Annotated in this window: 20 protein-coding genes; 8 read left to right on the top strand and 12 right to left on the bottom strand. The window is 69.3% G+C overall.

All coding sequences use genetic code 11. From position 1 onward, the window contains the following. Window positions 1-57: 57 nt before the first annotated feature. Entirely contained in the window at window positions 58-1,275 is a 1,218-nt protein-coding gene (locus DL990_RS05110) for an esterase family protein (RefSeq protein WP_125798035.1), read from the bottom strand. A gap of 123 nt (window positions 1,276-1,398) precedes the next feature. After that, a complete protein-coding gene (locus tag DL990_RS05105; protein ID WP_125798034.1) occupies window positions 1,399-2,346 on the bottom strand; it encodes an alpha/beta hydrolase in 948 nt (315 codons plus the stop codon). Between the two features lie 142 nt (window positions 2,347-2,488). On the opposite strand from DL990_RS05105, the gene DL990_RS05100 reads away from it, so the two are divergent. From DL990_RS05100 to DL990_RS05080, 5 genes are all read left to right on the top strand, one after another. Next, window positions 2,489-2,956 carry a MarR family winged helix-turn-helix transcriptional regulator gene (locus DL990_RS05100; RefSeq protein WP_125780754.1) on the top strand — a complete coding sequence of 156 codons (468 nt, stop codon included), beginning with the start codon at window positions 2,489-2,491 and terminating at the stop codon, window positions 2,954-2,956. A gap of 27 nt (window positions 2,957-2,983) precedes the next feature. Next, window positions 2,984-3,832 carry an SAM-dependent methyltransferase gene (locus DL990_RS05095; RefSeq protein ID WP_199746222.1) on the top strand — a complete coding sequence of 283 codons (849 nt, stop codon included), beginning with the start codon at window positions 2,984-2,986 and terminating at the stop codon, window positions 3,830-3,832. A gap of 121 nt (window positions 3,833-3,953) precedes the next feature. Further along, window positions 3,954-4,490, top strand: a complete 537-nt coding sequence (locus DL990_RS05090) for a PadR family transcriptional regulator (RefSeq protein WP_125780752.1) — start codon at window positions 3,954-3,956, stop codon at window positions 4,488-4,490. Window positions 4,491-4,499: 9 nt separating this feature from the next. Continuing rightward, on the top strand, window positions 4,500-6,518 hold the full coding sequence (locus DL990_RS05085; RefSeq protein ID WP_125780750.1) for an NADPH-dependent 2,4-dienoyl-CoA reductase: 2,019 nt from the start codon (window positions 4,500-4,502) through the stop codon (window positions 6,516-6,518). 15 nt (window positions 6,519-6,533) lie between these two features. Continuing rightward, window positions 6,534-7,520: a prephenate dehydrogenase gene (locus tag DL990_RS05080; protein WP_255431309.1), complete on the top strand. Its 987-nt coding sequence runs from the start codon at window positions 6,534-6,536 to the stop codon at window positions 7,518-7,520. Between the two features lie 69 nt (window positions 7,521-7,589). Here DL990_RS05080 and DL990_RS05075 read toward each other — a convergent pair whose 3' ends face one another. The 3 genes from DL990_RS05075 to DL990_RS05065 form a co-directional block, all read right to left on the bottom strand. After that, window positions 7,590-7,826 (bottom strand): antitoxin, encoded by a 237-nt coding sequence (locus DL990_RS05075; RefSeq protein WP_125780748.1) that lies wholly within the window; start codon window positions 7,824-7,826, stop codon window positions 7,590-7,592. Window positions 7,827-7,887: 61 nt separating this feature from the next. Further along, a complete protein-coding gene (locus tag DL990_RS05070) occupies window positions 7,888-8,820 on the bottom strand; it encodes a TauD/TfdA family dioxygenase (protein WP_125798033.1) in 933 nt (310 codons plus the stop codon). A 202-nt stretch (window positions 8,821-9,022) separates the two neighbouring features. Further along, the gene (locus DL990_RS05065; protein ID WP_125790409.1) at window positions 9,023-9,361 is read right to left on the bottom strand and encodes a hypothetical protein; all 339 of its coding nucleotides are present in this window, start codon (window positions 9,359-9,361) and stop codon (window positions 9,023-9,025) included. A gap of 89 nt (window positions 9,362-9,450) precedes the next feature. Between DL990_RS05065 and DL990_RS05060 the strand changes: the two genes are divergently transcribed. Then, window positions 9,451-10,074 carry an AAA family ATPase gene (locus tag DL990_RS05060; protein WP_125798032.1) on the top strand — a complete coding sequence of 208 codons (624 nt, stop codon included), beginning with the start codon at window positions 9,451-9,453 and terminating at the stop codon, window positions 10,072-10,074. Between the two features lie 3 nt (window positions 10,075-10,077). Here DL990_RS05060 and DL990_RS05055 read toward each other — a convergent pair whose 3' ends face one another. After that, window positions 10,078-12,042 carry an FUSC family protein gene (locus tag DL990_RS05055; protein ID WP_125798031.1) on the bottom strand — a complete coding sequence of 655 codons (1,965 nt, stop codon included), beginning with the start codon at window positions 12,040-12,042 and terminating at the stop codon, window positions 10,078-10,080. Between the two features lie 49 nt (window positions 12,043-12,091). Between DL990_RS05055 and DL990_RS05050 the strand changes: the two genes are divergently transcribed. Then, window positions 12,092-12,532, top strand: a complete 441-nt coding sequence (locus tag DL990_RS05050) for an SRPBCC family protein (protein ID WP_125790412.1) — start codon at window positions 12,092-12,094, stop codon at window positions 12,530-12,532. A gap of 190 nt (window positions 12,533-12,722) precedes the next feature. Here the strand turns inward: DL990_RS05050 and DL990_RS05045 are convergent, their stop codons facing one another. The 6 genes from DL990_RS05045 to DL990_RS05025 all read right to left on the bottom strand — a co-directional run bounded on the left by DL990_RS05045 (window position 12,723) and on the right by DL990_RS05025 (window position 18,506). After that, window positions 12,723-15,176, bottom strand: coding sequence for a CHAT domain-containing protein (locus DL990_RS05045; RefSeq protein WP_233620396.1), 2,454 nt, complete (start codon window positions 15,174-15,176; stop codon window positions 12,723-12,725). Window positions 15,177-15,368: 192 nt separating this feature from the next. Next, window positions 15,369-15,848: a carboxypeptidase regulatory-like domain-containing protein gene (locus DL990_RS05040; protein ID WP_125780735.1), complete on the bottom strand. Its 480-nt coding sequence runs from the start codon at window positions 15,846-15,848 to the stop codon at window positions 15,369-15,371. Further along, window positions 15,845-16,450, bottom strand: a complete 606-nt coding sequence (locus tag DL990_RS05035; RefSeq protein ID WP_101611873.1) for an RNA polymerase sigma factor — start codon at window positions 16,448-16,450, stop codon at window positions 15,845-15,847. Before DL990_RS05035 ends, DL990_RS05040 begins: the two co-directional genes overlap by 4 nt. 329 nt (window positions 16,451-16,779) lie before the next feature. Then, window positions 16,780-16,947 (bottom strand): hypothetical protein, encoded by a 168-nt coding sequence (locus tag DL990_RS41430; RefSeq protein ID WP_199746221.1) that lies wholly within the window; start codon window positions 16,945-16,947, stop codon window positions 16,780-16,782. Window positions 16,948-17,072: 125 nt separating this feature from the next. Continuing rightward, window positions 17,073-17,789, bottom strand: a complete 717-nt coding sequence (locus DL990_RS05030; protein ID WP_125780733.1) for an SGNH/GDSL hydrolase family protein — start codon at window positions 17,787-17,789, stop codon at window positions 17,073-17,075. A gap of 84 nt (window positions 17,790-17,873) precedes the next feature. Further along, a complete protein-coding gene (locus DL990_RS05025) occupies window positions 17,874-18,506 on the bottom strand; it encodes an NAD(P)-dependent oxidoreductase (RefSeq protein ID WP_125798029.1) in 633 nt (210 codons plus the stop codon). A 96-nt stretch (window positions 18,507-18,602) separates the two neighbouring features. On the opposite strand from DL990_RS05025, the gene DL990_RS05020 reads away from it, so the two are divergent. Beyond that, entirely contained in the window at window positions 18,603-19,202 is a 600-nt protein-coding gene (locus DL990_RS05020) for a TetR/AcrR family transcriptional regulator (RefSeq protein ID WP_125798028.1), read from the top strand. Window positions 19,203-19,266 lie beyond the last annotated feature (64 nt).

The following is a 19,266-nucleotide window of genomic DNA, read 5'->3' as shown; positions in this document are numbered from 1 at the left end:
GTTGAAGGTTGCGAAAGTGGCTTTCGCAACCTGCCACCTTTGCTTACCCCTCAACAACTACTCGACGACGTCGACCAGCGCGCCCTTGGCGCCGGTGTTGGGCAGCGGCCACGGGGTGACCCCGCCGTTGGTGATGATCTTCTTGTCCTGCGGCGCGCACGGCGGCACGGTCCGCGCGCCGATCCACGCCAGCACGTCGGGCACCTGCGCCTTGAAGGTGTTCATGTTGTGCCCGGCGTCCGGGATCCGCCACGACGACAGCGTCGCGGGCGCGCGGACGGCCGCCTGGATCTGGTCGATCGAGAAGCTCTCGAAGCTTTCCTTGTCCCCCGCGATCGCGAGGATGTCGACCGGCGACGGATGCTTCTGCAGGTTCACCGTGACGGTGTTCGCGTCGACGATTTCCTGCCTGCCCTTGAACAGGTTCTCCGTCTCCGCGTCCACCGAAGCCTTGTAGTAGCCGCTGACGCTCGCCGCCTGGCCGTACCACTGCGGATGCCGGGTCACGAGGTTCATCGCGCAGTATCCGCCCGAGGACCAGCCCGCCATCGTCCACGCCTTCCGCTGCGGGTTGGCGCCGAGTTTCTCGATCGCCCAGTCGCGGATGTCGGCGGTCAGGTAGGTGTCGTTGGCGGTGCCGTCGACCTCGTCGATGCATTCGGTGTCGTGGCCGACCTTCGGTTTCCCGGTCGGGTCCGGGATGATCACCAATGTCGGCGGGAGCACGTGCTTCGCGATGGCCGCGTCCAGTTTGGCGGGCAGTTCGTACGGGCCGGTGACCACTTCCGGGCCGGACGGGTAGTTCGGGATCCATTCGATGACCGGGAATTTGAGCGCCCGGTACGCGGGTTCGTAGTACTGGGGCGGGAAGTACACCGAGACATCACGCGTGAGGCCGGTGCGTTTGCCGGTCACCGTCATGTGCACGACGGATCCCTTGCCCTCCTTGGCCCGCATCGCCCCGGCGTCCCGCAGTTTGTCGAGGTCCGAACCGTTCTGGCCGGCGACGGCGTCGACGCTCTCCCCCGAGTACACGCCGGTGCCGAACAGGGCGCCGACCGTCGGGAAGAATCCGCCGATCATGTTCCCGCCCATCGCGGTGCTGACCACGACGAGCACCACCGCGGCGAGGATCGTGGTGCTGCGGCCGAGGACCTTGCGGCGCCAGCGTTCCCAGAGGAACGGCACGGCGATGATCGCGAGCAGCGTCAGCACCACGACGATGACGAGGTTCAGTGTGGAATCGAGCCGGATGGCACTCAGTCCCAGTCCCATGGCGATCGTGTCCCTCTCCGGCGGCGGCACGCCCCCGCACCGCACTTCCCACATCTGGATCAAGAGACGTGCGGCCACCGGAAAGTGTTGTCCGGGGTGACGCGTGTCACCCTGGACAACCGGTCAGTCTTCGAGTGCGGTGCGCAGCACCCCGATCGCCTGCGTGATCGCGGCTTCCGCGGCGTGCGTTCCACGCAGCGTGTTGAGCATGACGAAGTCGTGGACGATGCCCTGGTATCGCACAGCCGTCACCGGAACTCCGGCCTGACGCAGCTTCGCGGCGTACGCCTCGCCTTCGTCGCGCAGGACGTCGGCCTCGCCGGTGATCACCAGCGCGGGCGGCAGGCCCGCCAGCTCGTCGAGGCTCGCGCGCAGCGGCGACGCGGTGATTTCCGCGCGCTGCGCCGGGTCGGTCGTGTACTGGTCCCAGAACCACTTCATGCCTTCGAGGGCGAGGAAGTAGCCGTCGGCGAACTGCTTGTACGACTCGGTATCGAAGTTCGCGTCGGTGACCGGGTAGAAGAGCACCTGCTGGCGGAAGGTGACGTCGCCGCGCTGCTTCGCCATGAGGGTGAGCGCGGCGGTCATGTTCCCGCCGACGGAGTCGCCGGCGATCGCGATCCGCGTGCTGTCGAGGTCGTTCTCGGCGCCGTGCTCGGCGACCCACTTGGCCACGGCGTAGTTCTGCTCGATGGCGACCGGGTAACGCGCCTCCGGCGAGCGGTCGTACTCGGGGAAGACGACGGCCGCGCCCGCGCCGGCGGCGAGCTCGCGGACCAGGCGCTCGTGGGTGTGGAAATTGCCGAAGACCCAGCCGGCGCCATGGATGTAGACGATCACGGGCAGCGGACCGGTGACGCCCCGCGGGCGGACGATGCGGACCTCGACGCCGTCGACGTGCGTGGTCTCGACGTCCGCGGCGGGCAGTTCGACGTCACCGCCTTGCACCTCGTCGACGGCCTTGCGGCCCTCTTCCGGTGGCAACTGGAAGAGGAAGGGCGGGTTGGCGGTGGCCTCGACGAAGGCCTGCGCGGCGGGTTCGAGGGCCACGTTGTGCGGGTTGGCGGTCATTTCTGCCTCCTGGGAGCGAAGTCGACAAGTTGAAGGTAGCCCCCAACTCAGTTGTGCACAACTTAAATGTGCCCAATGAGATTTAGGCCACTCAAGTGGCGGGCTGAGGCATGATCGACGCACCATGAGATGAGGAGGACCGATGCCAACGGACAACACAGGCTCGCTGTGCCTGGACGATCAGCTGTGCTTCGGGCTCTACGCGGCATCGCGGGCCGTGACCGCGCTTTACCGCGTGGTGCTCGAAGACCTTGGCCTGACCTACCCGCAATACCTCGTGATGCTCGCGCTCTGGGAGGAGGACGAGCGGCTGGTCAAGGAACTCGGCACCGTGCTGAACCTCGACTCCGGCACGCTGTCGCCCCTGCTCAAACGGCTGGAGAAGACCGGACTGGTCCGGCGTGACCGCCAGGCCGACGACGAACGGTCCGTTCGCGTCAGCCTGACCGACGACGGCGCCCGGCTCCGGGAGCGCGCGACCGGCATCCCGAAGATCATCGGCGACGCGATGGGCCTCGACGCGGCCGGTCTCGCCCGCACCCGCGCGGAACTCGATCGCTTGACAGAATCGGTGAACGCCTACCGCGAGGCCTACGTCCCGGCCGGTTAGCATGGAATTTCCGGCGCGGACAAAGGGATGACGATGATCGATCACGACGCGGCGCTCAAGGCCGTCGAGAACAGCTTGGACCGGCCGTCCGCGGCCCGCGTCTACGACTACTTCATCGGCGGCGACACGCACTACGCCATCGACCGCAATTTCGCCGAGAAGGTGCGCGAGCGCTTGCCGCTCATGGGCGACTACTGCAAGACCAGCAGGCAGTTCCTCGGCCGGGCCGTGCGGCACTGCGCCGAACTGGGCATCCGTCAGTTCGTCGACATCGGCTCCGGCCTCCCGACGGTGGGCAACGTGCACGAGGTCGCCGACGTGGCGCGGCCGCAGGAGGACACGCACGTCCTCTACATCGACAACGAGCCGATCGCCCTCGCGCATTCGACGCTGCTGCTCGCCGACACCGCCGACCCGGACCGGCACCACGCGATCGCCGCGGACCTGTTCGACCCCGAGGACCTGTGGGAACGGGTGATGGACTCCGGGATCATCGACGTCCGGGAGCCCGTCGCGCTGGTGATCAACGCGGTCATGCACTTCATCAAGGACGAGCAGGATCCGGACGCGCTGCTGGACTTCTACCGCGACCGGCTCGCGCCGGGTTCGCTGCTGGTGCTCTCGCAGATGACCAACGAGAACCCGGCCAACGACGAGGAACGGCAGGCGCTGCTCGACATCCTCGAGTACTACGAGACCACGACGAACCCCGGTTTCCTGCGCACCATGGACGAGTTCCGGCGGTTCTTCGGCGGCTGGCCGCTGCTGGAGCCGGGACTGGTCTACGCGCCGGCGTGGCATCCGGACGAGAAGACGATCTTCGCCGCGACGCCTTCGGAGTCGCGCGTCATCGGCGGTATCGCCCGCAAGCCGTAGCGGTACAGGTGGTCGTGAGTGGCGATTCGGGTTCTAACCCGAATCGCCACTCACGACCCCTTCACGCGCTTGTGACCCACATCGCCTTGCAGTGCAACTAGGTGCATATGAAACTAGGTGCATGGCGTTGGAGCACGCGATCCTCGTTTCGCTGTCCGAGCGGTCCGGCTCGGGCTACGAGCTGACGCGTCGCTTCGAGAAGTCCATCGGACTGTGGTGGAACGCCACCCACCAGCAGATCTACCGCGTCCTCAAGCGGATGGAGGAGGCGGGCTGGGTCGCCGTCGACCAGGTCGCGCAGTCCGGGAAACCCGACAAGAAGGTCTACACCGTCGGTGACGCGGGGCGAGCCGAACTGGCCCGCTGGCTCGCCGAACCCGATCCGTCGGCCACCGCCAGGGAACTCGCCGTGAAGATCCGCGGCGCGACACTCGGCGATCCGGCCGCCGTCGCCGCCGAGGTCACCCGGCATCGCGACGCGCACGCGGCACAGCTCGACGCGTACCTGCTGATCGAGAAGCACGACTTCCCCGACCCCAGCATCCTCAGTGGACAGTCGTTGCACCAGTTCCTCGTGCTGCGCGGAGGAATCCGAACCGAACAGGGCCATGTCGAATGGCTCGAAGAAGTCCTCCGGGCATTCCACCACGATGCGTAAGGACAAGCGATGAGCCAGTACCCGAACCTGCTGTCCCCCCTCGATCTCGGCTTCACCACCCTGCGCAACAGGGTGATCATGGGTTCGATGCACACCGGCCTCGAGGACAAGGAAGCGCATTTCCCGCAACTGGCCGAGTACTACGCCGAACGCGCCCGCGGTGGCGTCGGGCTGATCGTCACCGGCGGGTTCGCACCGAACCGGACCGGCTGGCTCCTGCCGCTGGCGTCGAAGCTCTCGACGCGCGCGGAAGCCAAGGCGCACAGGCGACTCACCGATCCGGTGCACGAGGCGGGCGGCAAGATCGCGCTGCAGATCCTGCACGCGGGCCGGTATTCCTACCATCCGCTGAGCGTCTCCGCATCGGGCATCAAGGCGCCGATCAACCCCTTCAAACCGCGGGCCCTTTCCGGGTACGGCGTACTGCGCCAGATCCGCGCGTTCGCCGACTGTGCCTTTCTGGCCAAGGAAGCGGGCTACGACGGCGTCGAGATCATGGGGTCCGAGGGCTACTTCATCAACCAGTTCCTCGCCGAACGCACCAACAAGCGCACCGACAAGTGGGGCGGCAGCGCGGAAAACCGCCGTCGGATCGCCGTCGAGATCGTGCGCCGCACGCGTGAGGCGGTCGGCGAGGACTTCATCATCATCTACCGGCTGTCCATGCTGGACCTCGTCGAAGGCGGCCAAAGCTGGGAAGACGTCGTCGCACTGGCCAAGGAGGTCGAAGAAGCGGGCGCGACGATCATCAACACCGGCATCGGCTGGCACGAGGCGAGGGTGCCGACGATCGTGACGTCCGTGCCGCGCGCGGCGTTCACCTGGGTGACCGGGAAGCTCAAACCGCACGTCGGGATCCCGGTGGTCACGTCGAACCGGATCAACATGCCCGAGGTCGCCGAGGAGGCGCTGGCGAGCGGTGACGCGGACCTGGTGTCGATGGCGCGGCCGTTCCTCGCCGACCCGGAGTGGATCCGCAAGGCGGAGACCGGACGCGAGGACGAGATCAACACCTGCATCGCCTGCAACCAGGCCTGCCTCGACCACGCGTTCAAGCGGAAACTCGTGTCGTGCATGGTGAATCCGCGTGCGGGCCACGAGACCACGCTGACGCTTTCGCCCACCCGGAAGACCAAACGCGTCGCCGTCGTCGGCGCCGGTCCCGCCGGGCTCGCGGCCGCGACCGGCCTCGCCGAGCGCGGGCACGCCGTCGAACTGTTCGAGGCGGACGACGAGATCGGCGGCCAGTTCGGGATCGCGCGGAAGATCCCCGGCAAGGAGGAGTTCGCGGAAACCATCCGGTACTACACGCGACGACTGGAGGTCACCGGCGTCAAGGTCCATCTCGGCACCCGTGCGACCGCCGCCGATCTCGCCGGCGCCGGCTTCGACGAGGTCGTGCTGGCCACCGGCGTGACCCCGCGGGTGCCGTCGCTCCCGGGTATCGACCACCCCAAGGTCCTGTCCTATGTGGACGTCGTCCGGCACGGGAAACCGGTGGGCGGCAAGGTCGCCGTGATCGGCGCGGGCGGGATCGGCGTGGACGTCAGCGAGTTCCTGACGCACACCACCTCCCCCGCGCTCGATCTGGACGCGTGGATGGCCGAATGGGGTGTCACCGATCCCGAGCACGCCGTGGGTGGGCTGACCGAGCGGAAGGTCGAGCCGTCGCCGCGGCAGGTCTTCCTGCTGCAGCGCAAGAAGTCCGGTATCGGCGCGGGGCTGGGCAAGACCACCGGCTGGGTGCACCGGGCCGCGCTGAAGGCGAAACGCGTCGAACAGCTCACCGGGGTCACCTACGACCGGATCGACGACGACGGCCTGCACATCACCGTCGGTGACAAGCCGCGTCTGCTCGACGTGGACACCGTCGTCGTCTGCGCGGGTCAGGAGCCGGTGCGCGACCTCGCCGACGACCTGCGGGCGGCCGGACTGCCGGTGCATCTGATCGGCGGCGCCGACGTCGCGGCCGAACTGGACGCCAAACGGGCCATCGATCAGGGAACCCGCCTCGCCGCCGTTCTCTGACGAGTGGCCTCGTAGATGGCAGGATGGACCCTTGTGCGGGACGTATGCGTGATCGGGCTCGGGTTGATCGGTGGGTCGCTGCTGCGCGCGGCGCATTCGATCGGCCGCACCACGTTCGGGGCGACGACCTCCGAAGCTGACGCGGACGCCGCCAGCAGAGCGGGTTTCGACGTGACGACGCAGGTCGAGGCGGCGCTGAGCAAGGCGGCGGAGCGGGACGCGATGATCGTGCTCGCGGTGCCGCTGCCCGCGGTCGAAGAGGTGCTCCGGACCGTTTCGCGGGTCGCCGGGCACTGCGTGCTCACCGACGTGACCAGCGTGAAGGGCCCGGTGCTCGACTCGGTCCGCCGCCGCGCGCCGTACGCGAAGTTCGTCGGCGGGCATCCGATGGCCGGGACGGCGAACTCCGGCTGGAAGGCGAGCGACCCGGCGCTGTTCGATGGTGCCGCGTGGGTGCTGGGCGTCGAGCACGACACCGATCTGACGGCGTGGGCGGAGGTCGCCCGGCTGGTGCTGGACCTCGGCGCGCACGTGGTGCCGCTGCCCGCGGACTCGCACGACGAGACGGTGGCGCGGATCTCGCATCTGCCGCATATCTTCGCGGCCATCCTGGCCACGATCGGCGCGCAGGGCGGTCCGCTGGCGATGGCGCTGGCCGCCGGGTCCTACACGGACGGCACGCGCGTGGCCGGTTCGAGTCCGGCGCTGGTGCGGGCGATGACCGAGGGCAACCGGGACGCGCTGCTGCCGATCGTCGACGAGGCGCTCGGACGGCTCGGTGCCGCGCGGGGTTCGCTGGCTTCGACGGGTGGCCTCGCGGTGACGGTCAACGCGGGCAACGAAGGGGCGCAAGCGTTCGCGTCCGCCAAGGACGCGGAACGCGCGGGAGTGCGCGTCAGCCTGACCGCTCCGGACGCGCGCGACGGCCTGATCGCCCTCGGCGAGCGCGGCGGCCGGATCACCGCGATCGACGGCGACACCGCGATCGGCGACGTCTCCTGACGCGATTCGGCACCTAATTGCGGTCCTTGCACGCGCAACGATCGCAAGTAGGTGCCGAATCGCAAAGGACTACTGGCCCTGCGGCGGCTGCGGCTGGCCCTGCTGGGGCGGGTTGTCCGGGGTGTCGTCGAACTTGTTGATGAAGCCCTTCGCCTTGTCCACACCGGAGTCGATCTGCGAGTCGTGGCCGGAGAACTTCGACTTGGCGAAGTCCGCCGCCTTGTCCAGGCCGCCCTCGATCTTGTCGTTGTGCTCACGGAGAGCGTCGGTGGCCTTGTTCTTCAATTCATCGAAGTTGATGCCCATGGCCTCATCGTCACACAGGTACCGGCGAACCCGCCCCGGCGATCACCCGTCACGGGGACGCTCAGAACGGCCGGTCGCCCACGATGGCGACGCGTTCGACCACCCGCGCGTGCGGGTGGTAGTCGTTGACGGCGTAGTGCTGTGTGGCGCGGTTGTCCCAGAAGGCCACCGAACCGGGCCGCCAGGCGAAGCGCACCTGGAACTCCGGGACGTGCGCGCGGCTGAACAGGTACCGCAGGAGCCGGTCGCTCTCGTCGCGGTCGATGCCGACGATGTGGGTCGTGAAGGCCTGGTTGACGAAGAGGGTGCGCCGCCCGGTCTCCGGATGGGTGCGGACGACCGGATGCTCGACCGGCGGGAAGGCGTCTTGGTGACGCAGCAACACTTCCGGGTCGGAAAAGCGGTCGAAGCCGGGGATGTAGTCGTGCACCGCGGTCAGCCCGTCGACGCGTTCACGGATCTCTTCCGGCAGGTTGTCGTAGGCGGCGGCCATGTCGGCCCACATCGTGTCGCCGCCGACCGGCGGGACCTCGATCAGCCGCAGGACCGAACCGAGCGCCGGCGCCGGCCGGAACGTGACGTCCACATGCCAGATGTTCTCGAACGCGGGCATGCTCGCCGACCGGGCGAACCGGGTGGTGTCCTCGGTCTCGCCCTTCGGGATGAACGGGTTCGTCTCCAGTTCACCCCAGTTGGCGGCGAACGCGCGCTGATGCGCCGAAGTGATGTCCTGATCGCGGAAGAACAGCACCTTCCACTCCAGCAGCGCGCGATTCAGCTCCGCGTGGAGAGCGGGCGTGAGTGGCCGGGCGAGGTCGACGCCGCCGATCTCGGCACCGATCAGCCGTCCCAGCGGTCGCAGTGCGAAGAGTTCGTACGGGCGTTCTTCGATGCCCTCCGGCAGGCGCCGCAGCAGGCGCGGCCCTTCGAGGATCCCGCCGTCGGGGACGGTCGCGGGGCGGAGACGGACACGGTCGGGCAGTGCGATGGACATACTTGCTCCCTGGATTCACCGTCGGATGACTTGGCGAGATGAGGAGCTAGGCGGGCGGAGAACCCAACCGTCCACGGCGCAGGAGCAATGCGGCAACGCCTTCGCCGGCCGAACGTGTCGGCGCGGACTCCCAATGGACGGACACGGGGTCATCGTGGGCGCTTTTTGGCGTGCGGTCAACACCGTCCACGGAACGGGAAGATCATCGTCTCCGCTCGGAGGGGTAGCTACCCGACCAAGTGTTCCGTTCCTCGCGCGGCCGCAGCGCCTCGGCCAGCACCCATTGCGAATGCGTCGTACCGCCCCGGCCGACCGGCCCCAGCTGGAAGGTGACCCAGCCGACCCAGTGCGCCGTCGTCGTCGCCCGCCACATCCCCAGCAGCCCGGGGACCGTGGCGGTCAGGTCCAGGCCGTCGGGCAGACGGGTCTTCGCCGCACCGACCGGGTACACCAGCTTGAGATCGACCCAAACGGGCTGGTTGGGCCGGACCATGTGCAGGTGACGCGGCCCCGGCGGCAGCGTGTCACCAGTGTCGAGCATGCGTCGATTATGCGTGAAAACTCGAACATTAGTTCGAGACGATGCTCACCCTCCCCCACCCGGGTGGGTGCGTCGCTAGGGTCGGCGCCATGCTCGTCTGGATCAACGGCCCGTTCGGCGGTGGCAAGACGCAGACCGCGCACGAACTGCACCGGCGCTTGCCAGGCAGTGTCCTGTCCGATCCCGAGGTCGCGGGTTTCGGCCTGCACCGGATGATGCCGCCGCGGCTGCGTACCGACTTCCAGGACCTGTCCGCGTGGCGCCAGGGCGTTTTCGAGGTACTCGACCTGGTACTCCGCAAGGAGGAAGGACCGGTGGTCGTGCCGATGACGCTGGTGGAGCCCCGGTACTTCGAGGAGATCGTCGGCGGGTTGCGGGAGCGCGGGCACGACGTCCGGCACTTCGCGCTGCTGGCCCGGCGCGAGACCGTGCTGCGACGGCTGAGCGAACGCGGCATCGTCCACTCCGTGCGGCGGAAGGGCGTCCCGCCGAAACGCGAGAGCTTCGCGGTGTCGAAGCTCGACCTCTGCTTGGACCGGCTGAGCGGCGTCGAGTTCGGCGAACACATCCATACGGACACGCTCACCGTCGCGCAGGTCGCCGATCGGGTCGCCGCGTCGGCCGGGCTGACGCTCGCGCCGAACACGGACAGCGCGCTGCGGGGCTTCGTCCGTCGCAAGTGGACGAGCGTCAAGCACATCCGGTTCGGCTGACGCTCAGGCGCGGCGGTGGTACGGCAGGAACCGCCGGACCAGCCGCAGCGGCGCGCGTTCGACGAGGTCGGGGCCGCGCACGGCGTCGAAGGCCGCGCCGATCTGGTCGACGACGCCGGATAGCTGCTCGCTTTCGGGCATCGGCATCTCCGCCGGGTCCCGTTCCTCGCGGACGGCGGCCGCGAGTTCGGTGAGGGCGGCCGTGAGGAGGGCGATGTCGGCGTCGGCCGGGGCGAGGGCGCCGCGGCCGAGGGTGACGCCGACCTCGGTGACGGCGTCCGCGACGCGTTCGAGCCCGGCGATCACCGGCCACCAGGCGACGGCCTGCCGTCCGGCGGCGGAGGGTTCGACGACGACCTGCTGGAACGCGGTCCGCAGGTCGGCCAGCGCGCGGTAGGCGCGGCGACGGGCGCGTGAGCGTTCCAATCGCGCTTCGCCCGACGGCGCGAGCACGAGGCCCTTGTCGACGTACTTCACCAGGCTGTCGAGGCTGTCGGCGAGCCGTCCGCCGACCTGCGGCCGTCGGCTGCCCGGCCAGAGCAGGTAGCCGAAGAGCAGGACGATCGCGCAGCCGAGCACGGTGTCGACGAGCCTCGCGAGCACGACGTCCCAGCTTCCGGTGCTGGCGAGGTCCATCTGCAGGATGATCAGCGGCGTCACGAAGGCGCTGAGGATGCCGTAGTTGCGGACCTTGCCGACCGCGATGCCACCCGCGAACACGGCGATCAGCAGGACCAGCAGCCGGCCTTCGCCGCCCGCGGCGAGCACGGCAGCGCCGATGCCGACGCCGATCACCGTGCCGATGCCGCGCAGCACGGCGCGACCGAAGACCGAGCCGAAGTCCGGTTTGAGGACGATGCCGACGGTGAGCGTGATCCAGTAGGAGCGTTCGAACGGGACGAGCAGCGCGACGACTTCGGCGATCGCGACGCACAGCGTGAGGCGCAGCGCGGCGAACCAGGTGAGCGGACCGGAGACGAGCGAACCCGCCCAGCCGCGGAGCCGCTTGTGCCACGGCTGGACCTCGCGCCGTTTCCGGTTGTCGCCCTTGCCTATCCGGGCGAGTCCGGCGTAGAGCGCGGCGAGGACCGGGTCGGCGTCTTCGGGCGCTTGGGGAGGCTCCGGCAGTTCCTGGTTCGCGAGCACGGCGGCCGAGGTCGCGATGAAGTGGTCGATCACGTCTTCCGGGGCGCGGCGGCCGGCGTTGACCATCGCGACCGACGCCTCGACGGCCGGGGTGCTGGCCGAGAGCAGGTTGAGCAGCTGGCGGTAGGTGGCGTCGCGGCCGGAGAGCCAGGATCGCGCGGTGAGCAGCCGGTCGTACGCGGTGTTCATCGCGGTCGTGAGCTGGTGGCGCGCGACGCGGGAGGTGGCTTCGTCGGTCGCGGACAGCATCGCGGCGAGTTCGACGTAGACGTGGGCGACGGCGCCGCGTTCGGGGCTGGTGGCGCGGAAGGTCCAGGTGGCGAGCGCGATCAGCAGGCTCCAGGCGGCGCCGACACAGAAGTAGCCGAGGAGGATTTCGACGCGCAGGCCGGTGACGTGCTGGCCGGTGCCGAGTACGCAGAAGACGAACATCTGCAGCCCGGCGACCGACGCGTTGCTGCCCGCCGCGCTGATCAGCGCGGACACCGCCGCGACCCCGACGACGACCGGGATGGACGCGGCCGGGACGCCGCCGGTGATCAGCCCGGCGAAGTAGCCGAGGGCGGCGGCCGCGGTGGCGCCGCCGAGCCGGCGGGCGCGGTAGCGGTACGGGCCGGCGGATTCGGAAAGGACGGTGGGCAGGGCGCCGGTGGAGATGAGCGCGCCGACACCGATGTCGCCGAGCGCGTAGCCGACGGCGAGCGGTACGGCGAGGGCGAGGACGGCGCGGGCGACCATGTTCCACGGGATGGGAACCGGCGTGCTGCGGAGCAGCTGCACCAGCCAATGCGGTGCGGCGATCTCGCGGCGCGACGTGCTCACGCCCCTATCTTGACTTATCCGTGGCGGCCGGAGCGGTTATCGTCGCCACATGGGCAAGACGTACTCCTTCGAGATCAACCGGACGAGCAGCGCCTCGCCCGCTTCCCTGTTCGCGCTGGAGGCCGACGGTTCCCGGTGGTCGGAATGGGCGAAGCCGGTGGTGTTCCACTCGCGCTGGGCGCGGGAACCGGACGCGGACGGGGTGGGTGCCGTCCGGGCCGTCGGCCTGTGGCCGGTGTATCTCCACGAGGAGACGCTGGAGTACGAACAGGACCGAAAGCACGTCTACGGCTTCGCGGGCCTCGCGCCGCTGAAGGATTACCGCGCCGAAGTCTCGTTCACGCCGAACGCTTCCGGCGGCACGGATCTGCGGTGGACGGGCCGATTCACCGAACCGCTGCCCGGCACCGGCGCCGCCGTCCGCACCGCTTTGCGCACGGTGATCTCGATCCTGGCCACCCGCCTGGTGAAACACGCCGAACGCGCCTGACCCCACCCCCCGCCCTTCCCAAGGGGGGCGACCCCGAGTCCAGTCTACCGGCGATGGGCGCCGGGAAGGGCTGATCGGCGGGGTTGTCCACAGGTGGTGATGGTTGTGGACAAGTCCTGTGGGGAACTGAAAGACGCCATAGCCGCATCGGATGCGAAGGGAGCCTTCGCCACATCCCATGCGGCGAAAGTCAGCCCGCGCCGAGGCAAAGGAAGGGCCGCCGCAGCGGGTCGGCGGCGGTCGCTTCGGCGAGCGCCAGTGCGGGCGCGGTCCCCGAGGCCAGCCGCCGGTGCAGATCGGCCATCGCTTCGGCGGCGGCCTTGTCCCCGACCCGCGCGATCGCGCCGATGACCGTCCGCGATCCGCTGGCGAGCAGCGTCCCGGCGAAACCGAGCGCCTCCTCGCCGGGCCGGATGTGACTCATCGCGAGTTCGCACGCGGCGAGCACCACCCGTTCCGGCGGCTTCGCGAGCCGCGCGGTTTCGTGCGCGTACAACGGTCCGTCGACGAGTTCCAGCCGCGAGAACAACGCGTTCGCCGGTTCGTGCGCGCCGTGCGCGACCAGGTGCGCCATCCCGGAACCGTCCAAAGCGGACAGTACGGCGTCGCTGGTCGCGTCCTTCCCGTCGACGAGCCTGGCGTGCGGGTACACCGTCCGCAGGTTCCGCACCTCACCGACCGAACCCGGCACACCGGGCCCGCCGGCGAGCAGGACCGGACCGGAGTTCCGCCGTCCCGACGCGCTCACCCATGCGGTCGCCGACGGCGCGATCGACACCGGATGTCCGTGCAGTGACGGCAAAGCACCCCACGGCAACGCGTACAGCGAGCCGATCGGCACGATGATCAGCTCGCGGTTCTGCAGCGTTTTCGCCAGTGACGCCGAGATCAACGTGTCCAGTTTGTCCGCCCGGCGCCGCGCGGAACCGGTGACGACCTCGACCAGCGGCGCGGGCAGGTTGTCCGGGGCCAGCGCGTCGAGGTCCGCGTGCAACTGCCGTGCGGTCTCGACGATCTCCGCGAGCGGCCCCAGCTTCAGCAGCCGGAACCGGCCGCGGTCGACGACCACCGCGTACAGGGTGTCGCGATACCCCATGAGGCTGACCAGCACGCGATCACCGAGCCGCTCCACCACCTCTTCGGGTGTCGACACCGGCCGCGGACGACCCCATTGGCTGGTGTACCACCCGAGCCGGGTCGCCTCCTGCTGCAACCGGTCGTAGCGTTCCTCGAGCTTCCCGACCGGTTCGCCGGACAGCCGCCGCGCCTGGATCGTCCCCTGCACGTGCCGCATTTCGTTGATGTGCCGGGCGAGCGCCGGATCTTCGATGACCGGGAGCGGTTCGTAGCGGTACACCTGCGCGCGCGTGCGTTCCAGCCACGCGAACAGGCTCTTCGCCCCGGCGCCGCTGCGCCTCGCCTTCTTGAGCACCAGTGTCAGCGCGAGTTTGCCCAGTTCTTCGCCGTGGGCCGCCGTCCCGCAGACGAGGTCGAGCCCGCCCATGCGGTCGCGGATCTGCCCGAGTTCCGCCAGCCCGGCCCGCGCCTGCGCGAGCGCCGAACGCGGCCGATCCGACGCCACCGCGAGTTCGGCCCGGCACAACCGCAGCTGCATCCGGTGGTCGATCGGCGTCGTCTGCCGCGGTTTCGGTACCTGCGCCAGGAGTTCCTGCGCGGCGACCGTCTCTTCGCGACGGATCAGCAACCGCACCGCGAACATCCTGGCGGCGCCCGCTTCGTCGCGCAGACCGAGTCCGGCCAGCCGGATGGCGAGATCGGCCAGCCGCCCCGGCAGTTTCGCGGACGGCTTCTTCTCCCGGTCCGCCAGCACCTTCACCGCGTCCGCGCGGAGCCGGGTCAACGCGGCGATCTCCGCCCAGCGGCCCTTGCCACGCCGCAGGAAGCTCCGCCGTGCCGACGCCGCGAGCTTCTTCGCCAGCGGGTAGTCGCGTTCCAGGATGGCGGCACCGGCCCTGGCGACCTCCGCCTCCGCGACGAGGTGCACCGCGCCGTTGTGCCGCAGTTCCGGGATGGCGTCGTCGAGATGTCGCGCGGCCTCTTCGGCGAGGCCCGCGGTGAGCAGCGCCTTCGCCTGGTCTAGCCGGACGAGCGGCAGTGAGCCGGGGCCGTCGGTCACGAAGATCGCGGCCGCCTGCTCGTAGTGCCGGAGCGCTTCCGGGATGTCCCCGAGCAGCTGTGCGTGATCACCGAGGTTGTGCCGGATCTTCCCTTCCAGCAACCGATGTCCGTGCTCGACAGCGAGGTCCGACGCCTCGACGAGGTCGCGGTACGCCGCGTCCGGGTTGCTCATTTCCAGATGCAGCCACGCACGGTTCACCAGTGACCTGGTGAGCACCGCGCTGTACTTGCCCGCCTCGGCGGCGAGCCCGGGGAGGAAGGCGTTGTTGAGCGCGAGCGACTCCTCCAGCCGTCCGGCTCGCATCAGGACGACGGCACGCTGAAGCCCGACGACGAATCGCAGCTCGTGGCGGACATCGCCACCCGGCAGCAGGAGCCGGATGCGTTCCGCCTCGTCCAGCCGGGCGAAACCGTCCTCTTGGGACACGAACTCCGCCTCGGCCGCCGCCAGGCTGATCAGGATCCGGACCCGGATCTCCAGCCGGGGCACCAGATCCGCGTCCACCGGACCGAGTAGCGCGAGCGCGCGCCGAAGCAGCCGTATCGGTCTGCTGAGCCCGTGATCCGAGGCGGCGGCCCTCGCTCGGCGATGGAGTTCGGCCGCTTCCTCGGCTACGGGATCGAGGGCAGGAGGAGACGACGCGGGCACACGCACTATGGGAGCACACCCACGCCGCATAACGGAACAGCCGTCCGGTTAGAGCACCACTGTGGGGGTCACGACGGTCCTGCGACAGGTCACGTCGCCGAGGTGGATCACGATCTGGGTGGTGCCCTGGGGGACGTTGTCCAGCACGAATCGGCCTCCCTCGTCGGCGGTGGTGGAACTCGTGCCGTGCTCGGCCACGCGAACCTCCACTCCGTACTCGCCGGCGGGCACGAGCCAGCCGTCGATCCGGTGTTTCTTGCCGATCTTGGTGAGGTTGATCATCACGGTCAGGTCGCTGACGGTGAAGGTGATCGTGCCGGTGTCGCTGCCACGGACGCCTGCCGTGGCGTCCATCCGTTCCCAGCGGGCGACCTCGACGTCGAGGTTTTCGAGCGCGAGCGCGAACTGAACCCGCTGCACCAGATCTCCCGGCGGCGGGTCCAATTCGTCCATGAAGCGCCCGATATCGGCGAGCAGGTCCTCATCGCCCGGGGAGGTCATCTCCCCCGGCGTCCCGAGGTCGTTCATCGGCTTCCCCCTTCGTGGGCCAGCAGGTCGCGCATCGATTCGAGGCAACGGCCCCTGGTCGGGCCGACACTTCCGCGCGGCATACGGAGTGCTTCGGCGACCAGTTGGTATTCGGCCCGCCCGGCGAGCACGGTCAGCCGAAGGAGCTGCTGACAGCGGTGCGGCAAGCGGAGGAAGGCGCGCCAGACCCGGCGATCCCGGTCGGCGCGGACGGCTTCCTCCTCGGGAGCCGGATGGGTGCTCTCCATGCTTTCGGCCAGCTCGTCGGTCAGCGGGACGGGCTGGGCGCGGCGGCCGAAAGGATGCTGTGCTTCACGTCTGGTGGTGGTGATCAACCAGGCGGCGAGCGCCTTGGGGTCACGAAGTTTGTCGAGCTGGCTGAAGAGGGCGAGCCACACCGTCTGGACCACGTCCTCGGCGGTCAGGCGATCGAGCCCGTTCGCACGCGCGACATGCCACACGAGCGGGGTCAGCTCGTGCACAAGTCTGTCCATCGCCTGGCGGTCACCGGCCCGGGCCGCGCGCATACAAGCGGCGTGCAGGTCGGCACCGGTCAGTCCTTCCCATGGCGGGTCTACCTCGGTCGTTTGCACGTCGGTCACCGTATCTGCCCCACTTCGGACGTGTCTTCGTGTCGGCGCTGGCAGTATCGCGGGCCCTTCGGGGAGAAGGAGCGTGCAAGAGGCTCTGGGATACATCAAGTCACTAACTTTTTTGTCGCGTTTCCGGTCTTCCCCTCGATAGGGGGCGAGGACAAAGGCACCGGCCGGCGCGAGTAGGTGTGGACTGCGCACCGGCCGGCCCTTTTTTCCCTCCCCCGGGCCCGCTCCCCAACGGGCCCGCGTCCGGGCGTCCCCCTCCCCCGAAGGAGCACCCGGAGGTGATGCCCGGAGGCCCCCTCGGCCTCCGGACATCACCTGTCTGTGTTAGTTCAGTTCACCGGCGGTTCGGTGCCGTGCGGGTCCCAGTTGCCGTCCGGGCTGGTGCCGGGACGGGGCGGGACCGGCGCCGTGATCGGGCCCGGCTTCGGGGTCTCTTCGAGGTCTTCGGTGGCCGTGGCCTCGTCGTCGACGGGCGCGGTGTTGGTCTCGGTCGTCATCGGGTGTCCCTCATTTCCTCGACTGCTCCATAGGACGCAACGAGGCTGCCACCAGATACACGCAGAGCCAGCTTTTTCGCGGAAATTTCTCGATCTGTGGCAGGAGAGTGACCTGATCAGCGGTTTTACCGGTGAAATGTGCCGCTGAGTAGCCGACGGCTCACGTCCGCGAGTTGTCCGGCCCAGCGCCGGTACCCCTCGGGGCCAGGGTGGAAGCGGTCCTCGGCGAAGGTCGCCGGATCCAGCATCGCGGCGGGCATCGGGACGTGGACGACGCCGGGCAGCGACGCCAGCCGCGCGGCCGCGGCGTCGAGGGCGGCCGACCGCGCGCCGAGGACGTCCCGCAGCGGACGCGGCAGCGCGGGGAACCGGCCCATCGGCGGCACGCCTGCCAGCACCACCGGGACCCGCCCGGCGCGGCGCCGCAGGGAGACGACGAGGTCGAGCAGGTCACGCCGGTAGCGCGCGGCCGAATGCAGTTCGATCGTGTCGTTGACGCCCAATGCGATCACCACGAGGTCGGCGGGTTCGAGCAGCGGCAGCAGCTCCTCGCGCGCCACCCGGGCGTTGGCTCCGGTCTTGCCGAGTGCCTGCCAGGCGACCGCGTGGCCGTCCCGCGCGAGTTCGTCCGCGAGCCGTCCGGTCAGCCCCTCGGCGTGCGTCGCCGCGCCGACGCCGTCCACAGTGGACTCGCCGAGCACGGCGAGCCGCACCGGACGGCCGTCGCCCGGCACGAGGCCGGTGACCGGGCCCGCGGCGCCGGGCAGCCTTGGCGTCGTACGGCGCACCCGGACGGCTTGCGCGAGCAGGATCGGGGCGAGCACCACCGCACGGCTGATCACCCCGCGACTCTACTTCCGCGTTTCGTCACCTACTTGCGGAAAGTCGCGCACGCAACAAACGCAAGTAGGTGACTGGTTGCGGGATCAGCCGTGGGCGATCGAGACGGTCTGGTGGACGAGAGAGTCGTCCGCGGCCGCGCGGAGCAGGTAATCGGCGACGTCGGCGCGGTTGATGCTGTAGCTGCCACGGACGTTGCCGTCGGTGCGGGCGGCGATGGCGCCGGTGTGCGGCCCGTTCAGCAGCCGCGGCGGGCGCACGATCGTCCAGTCGAGGTCGCACGCGCGCACGATCCGTTCGGCGGCGATCATGTCCGCGAAGGCGTGCCGGAGGACCCTGCCCAGGATCGGCTTGACGACGTTCCTGGTGAAGAAGGCGTCGCCGTCGACGAACGGGCCGCTGGCGCTCACCAGGAGCAGCCGCCGGGTCCCCGCCGATCCGAGCGCGGCGACGGCGGCGTGCGCCCCGTCGGTGACGACGGTCGTCGGGGTCCGGTCACGGGCGCCGAGCGCCGAGATCACCACGTCACGTCCGGACACCGCTTCGGTCAGCGCGCCGTGCTCGGACAGCCCGGCGACGACGACCTCCAGCAGTTCGCCCTCGACCTCGAGCCGGGACGGGTCGCGGACGATCGCCGTGACGTGGTGCCCGGCGGCCAGCGCCTGCTTGACGACTTCGGAACCGACCCCGCCCGTGGCACCGAGAACAGTGAGCTTCATGGTCACGCCTTTCTGGGTTAGTGAACACTCACCCACTATGGTGAGTGTTCACCCACCACTTGTCGAGCGAACGCTGAGAAGCCCTCAGGAGCGAATATGGGAAGCCGCGAGGAGATCGTCGCCGCGGCGGCGAAGGTGATGCGCGAGCAGGGCTACGCGCACGCCACGACCAAGGCCATCGCGCGGGCCGCGGGTTACTCGGAAGCGTTGCTGTACAAGCACTTCAAGGACAAGACCGAGATCTTCATGAGCGTGCTCACCGAGCGGCTGCCCGCGCTCGGGACGACCTTGGACGAGCTCATGAAGACCGCTGGGACGTCATCGGACACCCCGCTCGCGGCGAACCTCGCGCGACTGGCGCGGATCACGCTGTCGTTCTATCTGGAGAGCTTCCCGATCGCGGTGTCGCTGTTCTCCTCGCGGGAACTGCTGGCGACCCATCGGGAACGGGTCATGAGCAGGGACGGCGGGCCGGACGTCCCGCTCGGACGCGTCATCGGGTACCTGCGGGAAGAGGCCCGGCTCGGCAGGATTCGCGAGGACGCGGATCTGGAGGCGTCGGCGTCCCTGCTGCTCGGCGCCTGTTTCCAGTACGCGTTCCTGGCGTCCTTCGAGGACCGCGAGCCGCCCGCGGAAGAGCTGGACCGGTGGGCGGAGAGGCTGGCGGCGACGTTGGTGGTCGCGTTGGCCTCGTGAGGGGTGATTCGGGTTAGAACCCGAAGGTGGCTTAGGTACCTACGTGGTTCCGGCTGCGGTTGAT

Origin of the sequence: Amycolatopsis sp. WAC 01416 (genome assembly GCF_003947485.1) — a bacterium.
Taxonomy (GTDB): domain Bacteria; phylum Actinomycetota; class Actinomycetes; order Mycobacteriales; family Pseudonocardiaceae; genus Amycolatopsis.
Note: the sequence above shows the minus strand (reverse complement) of the source record. Positions and strands in the feature narration are given on the sequence as shown.

What these genes read in the sequence shown, in the direction of transcription:
- DL990_RS05070 (WP_125798033.1), bottom strand. Translation starts at nt 8,820, where the DNA reads ATGTCCATCGCACTGCCCGACCGTGTCCGTCTCCGCCCCGCGACCGTC.
- DL990_RS05025 (WP_125798029.1), bottom strand. Translation starts at nt 18,506, where the DNA reads ATGAAGCTCACTGTTCTCGGTGCCACGGGCGGGGTCGGTTCCGAAGTC.
- DL990_RS05065 (WP_125790409.1), bottom strand. Translation starts at nt 9,361, where the DNA reads ATGCTCGACACTGGTGACACGCTGCCGCCGGGGCCGCGTCACCTGCAC.
- DL990_RS05080 (WP_255431309.1), top strand. Translation starts at nt 6,534, where the DNA reads ATGGCAGGATGGACCCTTGTGCGGGACGTATGCGTGATCGGGCTCGGG.
- DL990_RS05095 (WP_199746222.1), top strand. Translation starts at nt 2,984, where the DNA reads ATGACGATGATCGATCACGACGCGGCGCTCAAGGCCGTCGAGAACAGC.
- DL990_RS05085 (WP_125780750.1), top strand. Translation starts at nt 4,500, where the DNA reads ATGAGCCAGTACCCGAACCTGCTGTCCCCCCTCGATCTCGGCTTCACC.
- DL990_RS05050 (WP_125790412.1), top strand. Translation starts at nt 12,092, where the DNA reads ATGGGCAAGACGTACTCCTTCGAGATCAACCGGACGAGCAGCGCCTCG.
- DL990_RS05105 (WP_125798034.1), bottom strand. Translation starts at nt 2,346, where the DNA reads ATGACCGCCAACCCGCACAACGTGGCCCTCGAACCCGCCGCGCAGGCC.
- DL990_RS05100 (WP_125780754.1), top strand. Translation starts at nt 2,489, where the DNA reads ATGCCAACGGACAACACAGGCTCGCTGTGCCTGGACGATCAGCTGTGC.
- DL990_RS05060 (WP_125798032.1), top strand. Translation starts at nt 9,451, where the DNA reads ATGCTCGTCTGGATCAACGGCCCGTTCGGCGGTGGCAAGACGCAGACC.
- DL990_RS05020 (WP_125798028.1), top strand. Translation starts at nt 18,603, where the DNA reads ATGGGAAGCCGCGAGGAGATCGTCGCCGCGGCGGCGAAGGTGATGCGC.
- DL990_RS41430 (WP_199746221.1), bottom strand. Translation starts at nt 16,947, where the DNA reads ATGACGACCGAGACCAACACCGCGCCCGTCGACGACGAGGCCACGGCC.
- DL990_RS05110 (WP_125798035.1), bottom strand. Translation starts at nt 1,275, where the DNA reads ATGGGACTGGGACTGAGTGCCATCCGGCTCGATTCCACACTGAACCTC.
- DL990_RS05075 (WP_125780748.1), bottom strand. Translation starts at nt 7,826, where the DNA reads ATGGGCATCAACTTCGATGAATTGAAGAACAAGGCCACCGACGCTCTC.
- DL990_RS05090 (WP_125780752.1), top strand. Translation starts at nt 3,954, where the DNA reads ATGGCGTTGGAGCACGCGATCCTCGTTTCGCTGTCCGAGCGGTCCGGC.
- DL990_RS05040 (WP_125780735.1), bottom strand. Translation starts at nt 15,848, where the DNA reads ATGAACGACCTCGGGACGCCGGGGGAGATGACCTCCCCGGGCGATGAG.